Raw genomic sequence first — 12,839 nt, 5'->3', positions numbered from 1 at the left:
CGGTACCGGCGTAGATGTCGCAATCCACACCGAACCCGGAGGCCCTCCCTCATTCCAAGATCATCCAACCGTGTCCCCGCGTCCACAACCTCCGTAGACAGAACAGCTAGTCGTCCTCGACCAGCCGGGCGGCCACCCGGTCGAGGACGGCCAGTTCCTCCGGCGAGAGCTCGTAGAGGGCGGCCGGCGGGGTGCTGAGGATCCGTTCGGCCTCGGCAGCGACGGCGCGGCCGGCGGCGGTGACGGTCACGAGCTTGGACCGGCGGTCGGCCGGGTTCGCGGTGCGCTCGACGAGGCCGCGCTCGACCAGGTCGTCCACCACGAGGGTGACGTAGGGGCGGTCGGAGACGAGCCGGTCGGCGAGGCCGCGCAGGGTGAGCGGTTCGGGCGCGGCGGCCAGCCGGCGCAGCGCCTTGACCCGGAAGAAGCTCATGCCGAGCGCCTCGGTGACCTCGGCGCGCCGGTCGCTGCGCTCGTGCATGAGGATGCCGAGGTTGCGCCAGGCGCGGGCGGCCAGGTCCGGCTGGTCGCCCGCCGCGGGGGCGGACGATCTGCCGGACGCGGGGCCGGGCTGCTTCATCGGGTGCTCGCTCCCGTCACGTGGTGTTCGCCGGGGGCCGGCTCGGCGGTCTCGAACAGCGCGGCCGTCCGCTCCGCGCTGCGGGCCGCGCGGCGCCCGGTGGTGAGCACGCCGAGCACCAGCACGACGGCGGCGCAGCCGGCCAGCACCCAGTATGCCGGGCGGGCGGCGTCCACGAAGCCGGTCCCGCCGGAGCGCGCGCCGGACGTGCCGGCGGCGAGGACCGCGCCGATCACCGCGACGCCGAGGGCCTGGCCGACCTGCCGGCTGGTGGACGCGACGGCGGCGGCGACGCCCGCCTGCGCGCGCGGCATCCCGGACACCGCGGTGTTGGTGATCGGCGAGTTGACCATGCCGAACCCGATGCCGAACAGGACGTAGGCGATGAAGAGCGTGACGTCGTGGGTCTCGGCGTCGAACGCGGCGATGAGCACGGCGCTGGCGAGCGTCGCGGCGCCCGCGACGACGAGCGAGGGACGGGGCCCGCGGCTGCCGACGAGGCGCCCGGACAGCGGCGCGAACACGGCGCTCATCGCGGCCATCGGCAGCAGGTAGAGGCCGGCGTGCAGGGCCGACATCCCCCGCACGTCCTGCAGATAGAGGGCGTTGAGGAACATGAAGCCGCCGAGCGCCGCGAACTCCGACACCGCGATGACGGTCGCGCCGGCGAACGGGACGCTGCGGAAGAAGCGCAGGTCGATCAGCGGTTCGGGGGTGCGCAGCGCGTGCCGGACGAACCCGGCGAGGCTGAGCGCGGCGACGGCGGCGGCGCCGAGCACGGCGGGGTCGCCCCAGCCGCGGCCCGGGCCCTCGATGATCGCGTAGGTCAGGGTGCCGAGCAGCGCGATCATGAAGAGCTGGCCGGCCGGGTCGGCGCGGCGCGGCCGCTCGGCGCGGGACTCCGGCACGTACAGCGCGGTCAGCGCGAGCGCGGCCAGCCCGATCGGCACGTTCAGCCAGAAGATGGACCGCCAGCCGACCGAGTCGACGAGGACGCCGCCGACGAGCGGGCCCATCGCCATGCTGAGCCCGACGACGGCGCCCCACACGCCGATGGCGCGGGCGCGCTCGCGGGGCTCGGTGAACACGTTCGTGATGATCGACATGGCGACCGGGTTGAGCATCGAGCCGCCGACGGCCTGCACGACCCGGGCGCCGACGAGCCAGCCGAGGGACGGGGCGAGGCTGCACAGCACCGAGCCGAGCACGAACAGCGCGAGCCCGGTCTGGAAGACGCGGCGGCGGCCGATCCGGTCGGCGGTGGAGCCGGCGAGGAGGAGCAGCGAGGCGAGGACGATGAGGTAGGCGTCGATGGTCCATTGCAGGCCGGACACCGAGCTGTGGAACTCGCGCCGCAGCGTGGGCAGCGCGACGTTCAGGATGGTGTTGTCCAGGCTGACGATGAGCAGGCTCATGCAGCAGATGGCCAGCACCAGGATCCGGCGGCGGGGGGTGAGGTCGGTCAAGCGGACTCCAATCGTTGTACGCGTACAACGGTTATAAGCGTACAACTATTTCCGGGGGGCGCCGCCTGTGTCCCCCATCACCCCGCCGCACCTCAGCCGACCTGATGGGACTCCGCGCGAGCGGCGCGGGCGGTGCGGGCCGCGCGCGCCGCCGGGACGACGAGCGGCGTCCCGGTCTCCGGGCAGTCGATCACCCGGCACGGCAGCCGGAACACCTCCTCGACCAGCTCCGCCGTGACCACGGCCCCCGGCTCGCCCTCCGCCACGATCGCCCCGTCCCGCATCGCGATCATGTGGGTGGCGTACCGCGCCGCGTGGTTCAGGTCGTGCAGGACGGCGACGACGGTGCGGCCCTCCTCGTGCAGCCGCGCGCACAGGTCCAGCACCTCGATCTGGTGGGCGATGTCGAGGTAGGTGGTCGGCTCGTCCAGCAGCAGCAGCGGCGTCTGCTGCGCGAGCGCCATCGCGATCCACACCCGCTGCCGCTGTCCGCCGGACAGCTCGTCCACCGGGCGGTCCGCCAGCGCGGCGACGCCGGTCGCCTCCATCGACTCGGTGACGACCCGCTCGTCCTCGCGGGACCACTGCCGCAGCAGCCCCTGGTGCGGGTACCGGCCGCGCGAGACCAGGTCGGCGACCGTGATGCCCTCCGGCGCGATCGACGACTGCGGCAGCAGCCCGAGGGTGCGGGCGAGCTTCTTGGCGGGCCATGCCGCGATCGGCTCGCCGTCCAGCACGACGGTGCCGGACGCGGGCTTCAGGATGCGCGCGAGCGCCCGCAGCAGGGTCGACTTGCCGCACGCGTTCGGCCCGACGATCACGGTGAACGAGCCGTCCGGCACCGCGACGTCGAGGTCGCGCGCGATGGTGCGCCTGTCGTAGGCCAGGGTGAGGCCCGTACCGCTCAGCCGCGCGTTCGCGTCCTTCATTCAGATCCGTCCCGTCTTGCGTTGGGTCACGAGGAGCCAGACCAGGTAGCCGCCGCCGAGCAGCCCGGTCACCACGCCGACCGGGAGCTGGTGGCCGGTGAACGCGCGCTGCGCGGCCCAGTCGGCCGCCACCAGCAGCGCCGCGCCCATGCACATGGACGGCAGCAGGTTGGGCCCGGGCGTGCGGGTCAGCCGGCGGGCGAGCTGCGGCGCGGTCAGCGCCACGAACGACACCGGCCCCGCGGCCGCCGCGGCGAGCGAGGCGAGCAGCACGGCCGCGGCCAGCATGATCAGCCGGACCCGCTCGATCGGGACGCCGAGGCCGTGCGCCGCGTCGTCGCCCATCTCCAGCATCCGCAGCGCGCGCCCGCAGCCGATCACCACCAGCGGCCCGAGCACGGCGAGGGCGGCGAGGACGGGCGCCGCGTCGGCCCAGTCCCGGCCGTCCAGGCTGCCGGTCAGCCACAGCACGGCGCGCGCCGCGTCGGTGATCTTCGCCTGGGTGAGCAGGTAGCCGTTCACGCCGGTGAGGATCGCGGCGACGCCGATGCCGACGAGGATCAGCCGCTGCCCGTGCGCGCCGTGCCGGCCGGCCACCGCGTACACGAGGGCGCCGGTGAGCAGCCCGCCGCCGACGGCGCCCGCTGCGACGGCCGCGCTGCCGCCGCCGGTCAGCACGATCACGCCGAGCACGCCGCTCGCCGCGCCCTGGGTGAAGCCGAGCACGTCCGGGCTGCCGAGCGGGTTGCGGGTCAGCGACTGGAAGACCGCGCCGGCCAGCCCGAGGGCGGCGCCGACCGCGAGCCCGGCCGCCGCGCGGGGCAGCCGGATCTCGTTCACGATCAGCGAGTCGGCGGGCGTGCCGTTCCCCAGCAGCGTCCGGACGACGCCGGCGGGGCCCATCGGGAAGTCGCCGCTGCCGATCAGCAGCACGCTGACGCCCAGCGCGACGAGCAGGCAGAGGACGGCGACCGCGAGCGCGCGCGGGCGGAACCGCAGCGACAGCCCGTTCGGCGTCCTGACGACGGCGGGCTTCATGCCGCGACCGCCTTGCTGCGCGGCCGCCGGACGAAGTAGAGGAACACCGGCCCGCCGGCGACCACCATCACGATCCCGACCTGGAGCTCGGACGGCCGGACGACGACGCGTCCGAGCACGTCCGCGGCCAGCATCAGCGCGGGCGCGAGCACCGCGCAGTACGGCAGCAGCCAGCGCAGGTCGGGCCCGGTCAGCGCGCGGACGAGGTGCGGCACCATCAGCCCGACGAAGATGATCGGCCCGCAGGCCGCGGTCGCGGCGCCGCACAGCAGCGTGACGGCGGCGATCGCCAGGATCTTGGCGCGCCCGGGGCGGGCGCCGAGCGCGCGCGCCGCGTCCTCGCCCATCGCCATGGCGTTCAGCGGGCGGGCCAGCAGCAGCGCCAGGACGAGCCCGACCGCGACGAACGGCGCGACCTTCTCGACCGTGGACGTCTGCGCGGCGGCGAGGGACCCGACCGTCCAGAACCGCATCCGGTCGAGGGACGCGGTGTCGAGCAGCTGGACGGCGTTGACGTAGGAGTACAGCGCGGCGTTGAGCGCGGACCCGGCGAGCGCGAGCCGCGCGGGCGTCGCGCCGCGCCCGCCGCCGACCGCGTACAGCAGCACGGCCACCGCCCCGGCGCCCGCGAACGCGAACCACACGAACCCGGCGAACGAGACGATGCCGAAGAAGGAGATCGCGGACACGACGGCGGCGGACGCGCCCGCGTTGATGCCGAGGAGGCCGGGGTCGGCGAGCGGGTTCCGGGTGAGCGCCTGCATCACCGCGCCGGCCAGCCCGAGCGCGATGCCCGCGAGGAGCCCGAGCAGGGTGCGCGGCAGGCGCATCTGGTGGACGACGGTGTAGGAGCCCGACCCGCGGTGCAGGAGCCCGTCCCACGCCTGGCCGACCGACAGCGGTTTCGCGCCGACCGCGAGGCTCAGGACGAGGACGGCCAGGAGCAGCAGTACCGCCGCGACCAGCCCTAACGCGCGGGCGGATGGGCGCCGCGCGGGTGCCGGCGGACGGGCGGCGGGCGCGGGCGCTGGGGCCGTCGGTGGCGCGGTTCTGGTCAACGGCACGGGCTGGCTCCGGGGGGACGGACGGGGGCGACGACCCGCCCCCTGCCACTGGACAACGACTTAGGTTAGGTTAACCTAAGCGCCCATCGGGCCGGAATCCGGCCATAGCGTTCGATGAGAGATGAGCAGCCGAAAATGTGGACATCCCCCTCCCCCTCCCTCACCCGCCGCGGCCTTCTCGGCGCCGGCGGCGCCGTCGCCCTCGGCGCCCTGATCAGCGCGTGCGGCGGAGGCGGCGGCGGGAAGAGCGAGGCGTCCCCGTCCGGCGGCGCCTGGGCCTTCACCGACGACCGCGGCACCGCCGTGAAGCTCAAGTCGCGCCCGACGCGCGTCGTCGGATACGTCGGCGCCCTCGCCGCCCTCTACGACTTCGGCGTGGACCGGCAGATCGTCGGCGTCTACGGGCCGACGAAGCTGAAGGACGGCAAGCCCGACCCCCAGGCCGGGAACCTGCCCGTCGACCGGCTGACCATCATCGGCAACGCCTACGGCGAGTTCAACATCGAGAAGTACGCCTCGCTCCGCCCCGAACTGCTCGTGGACAACATGTTCATCAAGGACGAGCTGTTCTACGTTCCGGCCGAGAGCAAGGACAAGATCTACGCGCTGGCGCCGCAGGTCGCGATCTCCGCCGGCTCCGTCGCGCTGCCGAAGCCGATCGAGCGGACCGCCGCGCTCGCCGCCGCGCTCGGCGCCGACCTGGGGTCCGCCAAGGTCACCGCCGCCAAGGCCCGCTTCGACAAGGCCGTCGAGTCGCTGCGCGCCGCCGTGAAGGCCAACGCCGGGCTGAAGGTGCTCGCCGCGTCCGCCAGCCCCGACCTGTTCTACGCCTCCAGCCCGAACAAGAACACCGACCTCATCTACTTCAAGGAGCTCGGCCTCGACCTCATCGTGCCGGACAAGCTCGGCCAGGACGGCTACTTCGAGGACCTGAGCTGGGAGAACGCCGACAAGTACAAGGCCGACGTCATCATGCTCGACAGCCGCACGCAGGCCCTGCAGCCGAAGGACCTCGGCTCGAAGCCGTCCTGGAAGGACCTGCCCGCGGTGAAGGCCGGCCAGGTCATCGCCTGGCAGCCCGAGCCCCGCTTCTCCTACGAGGGGTGCGCGCCGATCATCGAGGCCCTCGCCCAGACCGTCCGCACCGCGAAGAAGACCGGCTGACCCAGCGGCCGCGACCGCCGGCCCGCGTTCACCGAAAGGCACAGCGATGAGGACCCCCAGCCACCCGTACGCCTTCTTCGACCTGCACGTCCTGCGGTCCGCGCCGCTCGGCCCCTCGATGGTCCGGGTCACCTTCGGCGGGACGTGCCTGGACGGCCGCCCCGGCGGCTTCGCCGGCGGCGGGCGCGACCAGCGGTTCAAGATCTTCCTGCCGCACCCGCACCAGGACGCGCCCGTCATCCCGGACGACCGGTCGGCCGACACCTGGTTCGCCGACTGGCGCGCGCTCGACCCGGCCGAGCGCGGCATCATGCGGTCCTACACCGTGCGGGCGCAGCGCCCCGGCGAGCTGGACGTCGACTTCGCGCTGCACCCCGGCGGGACGTCCGGCCCGGCGTCCCGCTGGGCGTCGGCGGCCCGCCCCGGCGACCGCGTCGCGGTGCTCGGCCCGACCGGGCCCGACAACGGCGGCTGCGACTTCCGCCCGCCGCCCGGACGGCCCGTCGTGATCGCGGGCGACCTCACCGCGCTCCCCGCCATCGCCGGGAACCTCGCCTGGCTGCCCGCCGGTACGCCCGCGCGGGTGTTCGTCGAGACCCCGCACCCGGGCGACCGGCAGGACCTGCCGAGCGACGCCGACGCGGAGATCGGCTGGGTCTCCGCGGGCGGCCTCCTCGACGCGGTGCGCGGCTCGTCCGTCCCGGACGGCGCGTACGCGTGGATCGCGGGCGAGTCCGCCACCGTGAAGGCGCTGCGCCGGCACCTGGTGAACGAGCGCGGCCTGCACCGCCGCGACGTCACCTTCACCGGCTACTGGCGGCGCGGCGCCACCGAGGAGGACCTGCTCGCCGAGGTCGTCGGGGGCGGCAGCCCCGCCACCGAGGAGTGACCCCGCTTCGGGCGACGGGTGTCAGGGCGGCGGCAGGACGCCCCGCTCGATCGCGGCCATCACCGCCGCCGTCCGGTCCGACACGTCGAGCTTCGCGAACACCCGCAGCAGGTGCGTCTTCACCGTCGCCTGCCCGATGAACAGCCGCGCCCCGATCTCGGCGTTCGTCAGCCCCCGCGCGACCAGCGCGAGGACCTCCGCCTCCCGCGCCGACAGCACGGCGGGCGCGGGCGCCGTACCCGCCTCGCGCTCCTCGCTCGCCCGCGCCGCGTCCAGCCGCGCCGACACCGACGGCGACAGCACCGTCCGGCCCGCCGCGACGTCCCGGATCGCGGCGGCCAGGTCCGTGCGGGAGGCGTCCTTCAGCAGGTAGCCCGCCGCCCCCGACCGGACGGCGCGCACGATGTCCGCGTCGTCCTCGAACGTCGTCAGCACCAGCACCCGGTGCCCCGGGCCGAGCCGCTCGATCGCGCTCACCCCGTCGCCGCCGGGCATCCGCAGGTCCATCAGGATCACGTCGGGCCGCACCCGCGGCGCCAGCGCGACCGCCTCGTCCCCGCTCGCCGCCTCCGCCGCCACCTCCAGGCCGGGCTCGGCCGCCAGCATCCCGCGCAGCCCCTCCCGGACGATCGGGTGGTCGTCCACGATCATCACGCGGAGCACGGCAGCACCGCCTCGACCACGGCGCCCTCGCCGGCGCCGCTGCGCACGGCGAGGGCGCCGCCCGCCTGCTCGACGCGCCCGCGCATGCCGCGCAGCCCGAACCCGGACGCGACCGCCTCCGGGTCGAAGCCCCGGCCGTCGTCGGCGACCGTCAGCCGCGCCGCGTCCGGCGCGAACTCCAGCGACATCCACACCGACCGCGCGCCCGCGTGCTTGCGGACGTTCGCGAGCGACTCCTGCGCCACCCGCAGCAGCACCACCTCCGCCGCCGGGCCGAGCGGCCGCTGCTCGCCCTCCACATCCAGGTCGACGGGCAGCGCGAAGTCCGCGGCGAGCCGCCGCAGCGCCTCCGCCAGCGACCCCGCCGCCAGCGCGGGCGGTGCCAGCGCCGCGACCAGCCCCCGCGTCTCGGCGAGGTTCTCCCGCGCCGTCCGCGCCACCAGCTCCAGGTGCCGGTTCGGCCCGACCTCCGCCTCGGCCGCCTGCACCAGCATCACGATGCTGGTGAACCCCTGCGCGATCGTGTCGTGGATGTCGCGGGCGAGCCGCTCCCGCTCGGCGAGCACGCCCGCCTCCCGGCTCACCTCCGCCAGCTCGTCGCGGGTGCGGTCCAGCTCGTCGATCAGCCGGGCCCGCTCCCGGTTCTGCGCGCTGAGCCGGCCGATGAACGTGGCGAGCAGCGCGCTGCACGCGATGCCGACCAGCATCATCACCAGCGTCAGCGTCACGCCCGCGCCGGACGCCACCATCGCCGACCCGACCGCGCCGGAGAACAGCACCATCATCAGCACGAACCCGCGGGCCGTGCCGTACACCATGTAGACCTGCGGGGCGAGCGCCGCCAGCCCCGTCGACGTCACCGGCGCCAGCAGCGTCGCCGGCACGAACATCAGCACCAGCGCCGCCGCGTACAGCCGGCACCCGGGCCGCCGCTCCTCGCGGGACCGCAGCGCCTTCCGCCCGACCGCCACGTACGCCGTGCTCAGCAGCACCAGCAGCAGGATCGCCGCCGACCGCCGCCCCGGCGGCAGCCCGTCCGCCGCCGTCGCCGCGATCGTGCCGACCAGCACCAGCGCGAAGTAGGCGTCCCAGAAGGGATACGACCGGTACCAGACGTCCTCCGCCCGCGCCGCCGCCGGGTCGCCACCGCTCATGTCCTGTCCGCTCCCCCGGCGTGCCGCGCGGCCCGTCCGCCCTGTCCACCGACCGGTGGATAGTACTGCCGCCCCGCCACCGGAAGCATTGCGGGCATGAACAACAACCCCGTCCGGGCCGCCCTGTTCGCCCTCACGATCCTCTACGGGCTCCTCATCGCCCTCCTCGCCGTGCTCGACACCCCCGCCCTCGGCCTCGTCGCCGCGATCGGCGGCGTGCTGCTCGGCCTCGGCTGGGCGTTCGCCGGCCGCTTCACCCGCGGCCGCGCCTGACCCCCGGGCCGGGCGGCCCTCCGCGCGGACGCCATCGCAGGGGCGGCGTCCGCGCGGGTCAGGGCCACCGGCCCTCGGCGTACAGCCCGATCAGCGCCGCGTGCGACAGGGGCTTGGACAGGTCGTCCACGTCCCCGTTGACGGTGTGGTCGAGCAGCACCACCTCGCCGAGCCGCCGCACCTCCTCGACCAGGTCCGCGACCCTGTTCTCCAGCACCCACCGGTACGCGGGCAGGTAGATCTCCCGGCGCGCCCGCCCGTACGGCAGCAGCTCGTCCCCGTCGAGCCCCGCCCGGTGCCCGCGCACCGCCCCGTACTTGCGGACCGTCCGCTTGATGCCCTTCATCGACGTGATCGCCAGCCGGGCCGGGTCGACGTCGGTGCCCTCGAACACCTTGAGCGCCTGCCAGATCCCCTCGACCGACGCGCCCGTCACCCCGTCCGAGAACGGCACCGGTATGCCGCCGTGCGGGTAGAACGGGCTGAACCGCACCCACGGCTGGGCGCCCCGCGACGTCACGTCCAGCACCACCGCCCCCGGCCACTCCGCCTCCACCGACGCCGGCGCCCGCCGCCGGCTCGCCACATGAATCCCCACGCGCCGCACCCTCCCACCCGCCACCGACATTCCCCGCCGGGCCGCCGGCTCAGGGGACGGAAACGATGCGGCGGCCGTTCTCAGGCCGTGCCCAGGCGTCCTCTCGACCTCGTCGAGTCGTCAGCCACAGCCACCCGAAGGGCAGCCTCGCCCGCCTGGAGGAGTTCGGCCTGGTCGCCCGCGCCGAAGCGCCCCATGACCGCCGCGTCGAGAAGGCCGAGCTCACGCCGGAGCGCCGCCGCTTCTCCGACGGCGTCCAGGCCCTCATCGAGGCCCGCGAGAATCCGCCGGACGCCTAGCGGCGGCTCACCGCGAGCCGGACGGGGCGCGGCTCAGGTCGACGACGCAGAAGGGGTTGCCGTCGGGGTCGGCGAGGACGACGAAGTCGGGGTCCGGCGGGTACAGGTCCCACTCGACGCGGCTCGCGCCGAGCGCGACCAGCCGCTCGACCTCGGCCTCCTGCTCGGCGGTGCTGTCCACGAACAGGTCGAGGTGCAGGCGCGGGCGGGGTTCGGCGGGCGACTCGCTGCGCATCAGCCCGAGGGCTCGTCCCGACCCGTCCGCGTGGTCCAGCGTCCGCCAGTTCGGGCTCTCCCAGTCCGGGACGGCCACGAGATCCAGTGCCGCCGTCCAGAACGCCACGGCACGCGCGAGGTCGGTCACACCGATCACCGGAAAGCCCAGACGCAGCATGAACGCGAGTCTAGGGCCGGTGGCGTGGCGCCGCCCGCCGCGGCGGTGTATGCATGAGGGCCAAATGGATATCGAGGATCTGTCGGACGCGGAACGAGCGCTCTGGGACGCGTTCCCGAACGCGGGCAAGGTCGATCTGACCGGGACCGGGGAGGCGGTGCGCGGCGAGGTCGTCTCGGCGCTGCTGCTGGGCGCCCGCCCGGCCGACGCGGGGCAGGTCCCGGCGGTGCGGCTCACGGGCGCGCGGATCACCGGCGTGCTCGACCTGTCCTTCGCCGAGGTCCGGTACGCGGTGCTGATGCGCGACTGCGTGTTCGACGAGCCGCCCGCCCTCTACGCCACCCGGATACGGCAGTTCAGCCTGACCGGCTCCCGGCTGCCCGGCCTCTTCGCCTCGGACTCGCAGGTCGACGGCCTGCTGTGGCTGCGCAACTGCCGCCTCGACGGCCCGCTGCAACTCGTCGGCACCCGGATCGACGGGACGCTGTCGCTGCGCGCGGCCCGCCTCGCGGGCGTCGAGGCGTACGCGCTGACCGTCGCCCGCAACATCGACGCCGCCGACGCCGAGGTCACCGGCGAGGTCATGCTGCAGGGCGCGCACGTCGGCGGCACCTGCGTCCTCGACGGCGCGCGCCTGTCCAACCCCGGCGCCGTCGCGCTCAACGCCGAGGGGATCGAACTGCCGTCCGGGCTGCACGCACGGGGGCTCACCGCCGACGGCGAGGTCCGCCTGCCGGACGCGCGGATCGGGCGGCGCCTCGTTCTGACCGGCGCCCGGCTGTCCAACCCGGGCGGTACCGCCCTCGACGCCGACCGCGCCCGGATCGACGGGGCCGCCGTCCTGGACGGAGGGTTCCGCGCGGAGGGCAAGGTCGGCATGCGCTCCGCGGCGATCGGCGGCACCCTCCTGCTCAGCGGCGCCGAGCTCGACGCCCCCGGCGGCACCGCGCTGAACGCGCGGCTGATCACCGTCGGCAGCAGCCTGCGCGCCGCGAACGGGTTCCGGACCCGCGGCCGGGTCTGCCTGGACTCGGCGACCGTCCAGGGCACGGCCGACTTCGCCGGCGCGCACCTCAGCGACCCCGGCGGCGAGGCGCTCGGCCTGTGCCGCGCCGAGGTAACCGGCGGCCTCGCCGGCGAGGGCCTGCGCACCGAGGGCGAGATCCGCCTGATCGACTCGGTCTTCGGGGCGAGCGTCGAGCTGGACGGCGCGCAGCTGTCCAATCCCGGCGGCCGATCGCTCATCGGTTACGGCCTGACCATCAGCGGCGTCCTGAACTGCCGGAACGGGTTCACCGCGACGGGCCGCATGTCCCTCGCCGGCGCCCGCGTCGGCGAGCTGGGCTTCGACGACGCGACGATCAGCGGCTACGACGACCTCGCGCTCGGCCTCCGGCGCGTACGGGCGGACATGCTCTGGTTCTCGCGCTGCACGCTCACCGAGGGGACGGTCGACCTGCGGCACGCCCGCATCGAGATCCTCCGCGACGACCCCGCCCGCTGGCCCGCCCGCCCCCAACTGGACGGGTTCGTCTACCAGGCCATCGACAAGCCGGGCCCGCTCGCCGCCCGCCTCGCCTGGCTGGACGCCGCCGACGGCTACCACCCGCAGCCCTACGAGCAGCTCGCGGCCGTCTTCCAGGGCATGGGCCGCGATGCCGAGGCCCGCACCGTCCGCCTGGCCAAGCAACGCCGCCGCCGGCGCACCCTCCCGCCCCTTGCCCGCGCCTGGGGCGTCGCCCAGGACTGGACCGTCGGCTACGGCTACCGTCCGCTCCGCGCGGGAATCCTCCTGGCCGCTCTCCTCGCGATCGGAACCGTGCTGTTCGCCGCGCACCACCCCGTCCCCCTCAAGAAGGACGAGGCGCCCGCCTTCAACCCGTTCCTCTACACCCTCGACCTGCTCCTGCCGATCATCAGCTTCGGCCAGGAGCCGGCCTTCAACCCGCGCGGCCCTTACCAGTGGCTCGCGGCCGCGCTGATCGCCTCGGGCTGGATCCTCGCCACCACGATCGCCGCCGGCATAACCCGCGTCCTCTCCCGCCAGTAACGAAAAAGGGTCCCGTCCCAAAGGGACAGGACCACAAGAAGAAAACACCGCCCTCAACCCGGGAGGGGGCGTGGGGGCGAAGCCCCCACATCGGGTGTCCGGGGATCACCCCCGAGCACGCCACCCTGCTTCAGCTCCCGCGATTGGACTCGAAGCATCTAGTGTTTCGCTCGAAAAGTTTCTTTCTGTTTGAGAGACTGGAGTATGCGAACCGCTGCCCCTCTGGCATTACGTGATGGAGATGTGGCCGAGCTGCGTCGGCTGGAGTCGGCGCGCAG

The 12,839-nt window shown here is 74.6% G+C and carries 14 protein-coding genes; 5 read left to right on the top strand and 9 right to left on the bottom strand.

Going from position 1 to position 12,839, the window contains the following annotated elements; genetic code table 11:
• Positions 1-106: 106 nt before the first annotated feature.
• The 5 genes from amrb99_RS48205 to amrb99_RS48185 all read right to left on the bottom strand — a co-directional run bounded on the left by amrb99_RS48205 (position 107) and on the right by amrb99_RS48185 (position 5,077).
• Positions 107-580 carry a MarR family transcriptional regulator gene (locus amrb99_RS48205; RefSeq protein WP_190868827.1) on the bottom strand — a complete coding sequence of 158 codons (474 nt, stop codon included), beginning with the start codon at positions 578-580 and terminating at the stop codon, positions 107-109.
• On the bottom strand, positions 577-2,046 hold the full coding sequence (locus amrb99_RS48200; RefSeq protein WP_190868826.1) for an MFS transporter: 1,470 nt from the start codon (positions 2,044-2,046) through the stop codon (positions 577-579). The genes amrb99_RS48205 and amrb99_RS48200 overlap by 4 nt, the downstream gene beginning before the upstream one ends.
• Positions 2,047-2,138: 92 nt before the next feature.
• A complete protein-coding gene (locus tag amrb99_RS48195) occupies positions 2,139-2,975 on the bottom strand; it encodes an ABC transporter ATP-binding protein (RefSeq protein ID WP_190868825.1) in 837 nt (278 codons plus the stop codon).
• The gene (locus amrb99_RS48190) at positions 2,976-4,013 is read right to left on the bottom strand and encodes an iron chelate uptake ABC transporter family permease subunit (protein ID WP_190868824.1); all 1,038 of its coding nucleotides are present in this window, start codon (positions 4,011-4,013) and stop codon (positions 2,976-2,978) included. It abuts the gene before it with no gap.
• Positions 4,010-5,077: an iron chelate uptake ABC transporter family permease subunit gene (locus amrb99_RS48185; protein ID WP_190868823.1), complete on the bottom strand. Its 1,068-nt coding sequence runs from the start codon at positions 5,075-5,077 to the stop codon at positions 4,010-4,012. The genes amrb99_RS48190 and amrb99_RS48185 overlap by 4 nt, the downstream gene beginning before the upstream one ends.
• A 135-nt stretch (positions 5,078-5,212) precedes the next feature.
• Here amrb99_RS48185 and amrb99_RS48180 point away from each other — a divergent pair, with 135 nt between their 5' ends.
• Both amrb99_RS48180 and amrb99_RS48175 read left to right on the top strand, forming a co-directional pair.
• On the top strand, positions 5,213-6,241 hold the full coding sequence (locus amrb99_RS48180) for an ABC transporter substrate-binding protein (protein WP_190868822.1): 1,029 nt from the start codon (positions 5,213-5,215) through the stop codon (positions 6,239-6,241).
• Positions 6,242-6,287: 46 nt separating this feature from the next.
• Complete coding sequence (locus amrb99_RS48175; RefSeq protein WP_190868821.1) at positions 6,288-7,130, top strand: siderophore-interacting protein; 843 nt, start codon at positions 6,288-6,290, stop codon at positions 7,128-7,130.
• Positions 7,131-7,151: 21 nt separating this feature from the next.
• Here the strand turns inward: amrb99_RS48175 and amrb99_RS48170 are convergent, their stop codons facing one another.
• Both amrb99_RS48170 and amrb99_RS48165 read right to left on the bottom strand, forming a co-directional pair.
• Positions 7,152-7,793 carry a response regulator gene (locus tag amrb99_RS48170; RefSeq protein ID WP_190868820.1) on the bottom strand — a complete coding sequence of 214 codons (642 nt, stop codon included), beginning with the start codon at positions 7,791-7,793 and terminating at the stop codon, positions 7,152-7,154.
• The gene (locus tag amrb99_RS48165; protein ID WP_190868819.1) at positions 7,781-8,947 is read right to left on the bottom strand and encodes a sensor histidine kinase; all 1,167 of its coding nucleotides are present in this window, start codon (positions 8,945-8,947) and stop codon (positions 7,781-7,783) included. Before amrb99_RS48165 ends, amrb99_RS48170 begins: the two co-directional genes overlap by 13 nt.
• A gap of 96 nt (positions 8,948-9,043) precedes the next feature.
• Here amrb99_RS48165 and amrb99_RS48160 point away from each other — a divergent pair, with 96 nt between their 5' ends.
• Positions 9,044-9,220 (top strand): hypothetical protein, encoded by a 177-nt coding sequence (locus tag amrb99_RS48160; RefSeq protein ID WP_190868818.1) that lies wholly within the window; start codon positions 9,044-9,046, stop codon positions 9,218-9,220.
• 58 nt (positions 9,221-9,278) lie between these two features.
• Here amrb99_RS48160 and amrb99_RS48155 read toward each other — a convergent pair whose 3' ends face one another.
• Positions 9,279-9,818 carry a hypothetical protein gene (locus amrb99_RS48155; RefSeq protein ID WP_190868817.1) on the bottom strand — a complete coding sequence of 180 codons (540 nt, stop codon included), beginning with the start codon at positions 9,816-9,818 and terminating at the stop codon, positions 9,279-9,281.
• Between the two features lie 65 nt (positions 9,819-9,883).
• On the opposite strand from amrb99_RS48155, the gene amrb99_RS48150 reads away from it, so the two are divergent.
• Complete coding sequence (locus tag amrb99_RS48150) at positions 9,884-10,117, top strand: hypothetical protein (protein WP_190868816.1); 234 nt, start codon at positions 9,884-9,886, stop codon at positions 10,115-10,117.
• Between the two features lie 7 nt (positions 10,118-10,124).
• Here the strand turns inward: amrb99_RS48150 and amrb99_RS48145 are convergent, their stop codons facing one another.
• Entirely contained in the window at positions 10,125-10,511 is a 387-nt protein-coding gene (locus amrb99_RS48145; RefSeq protein WP_190868815.1) for a VOC family protein, read from the bottom strand.
• Positions 10,512-10,575: 64 nt separating this feature from the next.
• On the opposite strand from amrb99_RS48145, the gene amrb99_RS52145 reads away from it, so the two are divergent.
• On the top strand, positions 10,576-12,561 hold the full coding sequence (locus tag amrb99_RS52145; RefSeq protein WP_190868814.1) for an oxidoreductase: 1,986 nt from the start codon (positions 10,576-10,578) through the stop codon (positions 12,559-12,561).
• The last annotated feature ends 278 nt before the right edge of the window (positions 12,562-12,839 follow it).

Source organism: Actinomadura sp. RB99 (assembly GCF_014706005.1).
GTDB lineage: Bacteria > Actinomycetota > Actinomycetes > Streptosporangiales > Streptosporangiaceae > Spirillospora.
This window is presented reverse-complemented; position numbering and strand designations above follow the sequence as displayed.

Coding starts and splice junctions, on each gene's coding strand:
- amrb99_RS48205 (WP_190868827.1), bottom strand. CDS start 580: ATGAAGCAGCCCGGCCCCGCGTCCGGCAGATCGTCCGCCCCCGCGGCG.
- amrb99_RS48195 (WP_190868825.1), bottom strand. CDS start 2,975: ATGAAGGACGCGAACGCGCGGCTGAGCGGTACGGGCCTCACCCTGGCC.
- amrb99_RS48190 (WP_190868824.1), bottom strand. CDS start 4,013: ATGAAGCCCGCCGTCGTCAGGACGCCGAACGGGCTGTCGCTGCGGTTC.
- amrb99_RS48180 (WP_190868822.1), top strand. CDS start 5,213: ATGTGGACATCCCCCTCCCCCTCCCTCACCCGCCGCGGCCTTCTCGGC.
- amrb99_RS48175 (WP_190868821.1), top strand. CDS start 6,288: ATGAGGACCCCCAGCCACCCGTACGCCTTCTTCGACCTGCACGTCCTG.
- amrb99_RS48165 (WP_190868819.1), bottom strand. CDS start 8,947: ATGAGCGGTGGCGACCCGGCGGCGGCGCGGGCGGAGGACGTCTGGTAC.
- amrb99_RS48160 (WP_190868818.1), top strand. CDS start 9,044: ATGAACAACAACCCCGTCCGGGCCGCCCTGTTCGCCCTCACGATCCTC.
- amrb99_RS48150 (WP_190868816.1), top strand. CDS start 9,884: ATGCGGCGGCCGTTCTCAGGCCGTGCCCAGGCGTCCTCTCGACCTCGT.
- amrb99_RS48145 (WP_190868815.1), bottom strand. CDS start 10,511: ATGCTGCGTCTGGGCTTTCCGGTGATCGGTGTGACCGACCTCGCGCGT.
- amrb99_RS52145 (WP_190868814.1), top strand. CDS start 10,576: ATGGATATCGAGGATCTGTCGGACGCGGAACGAGCGCTCTGGGACGCG.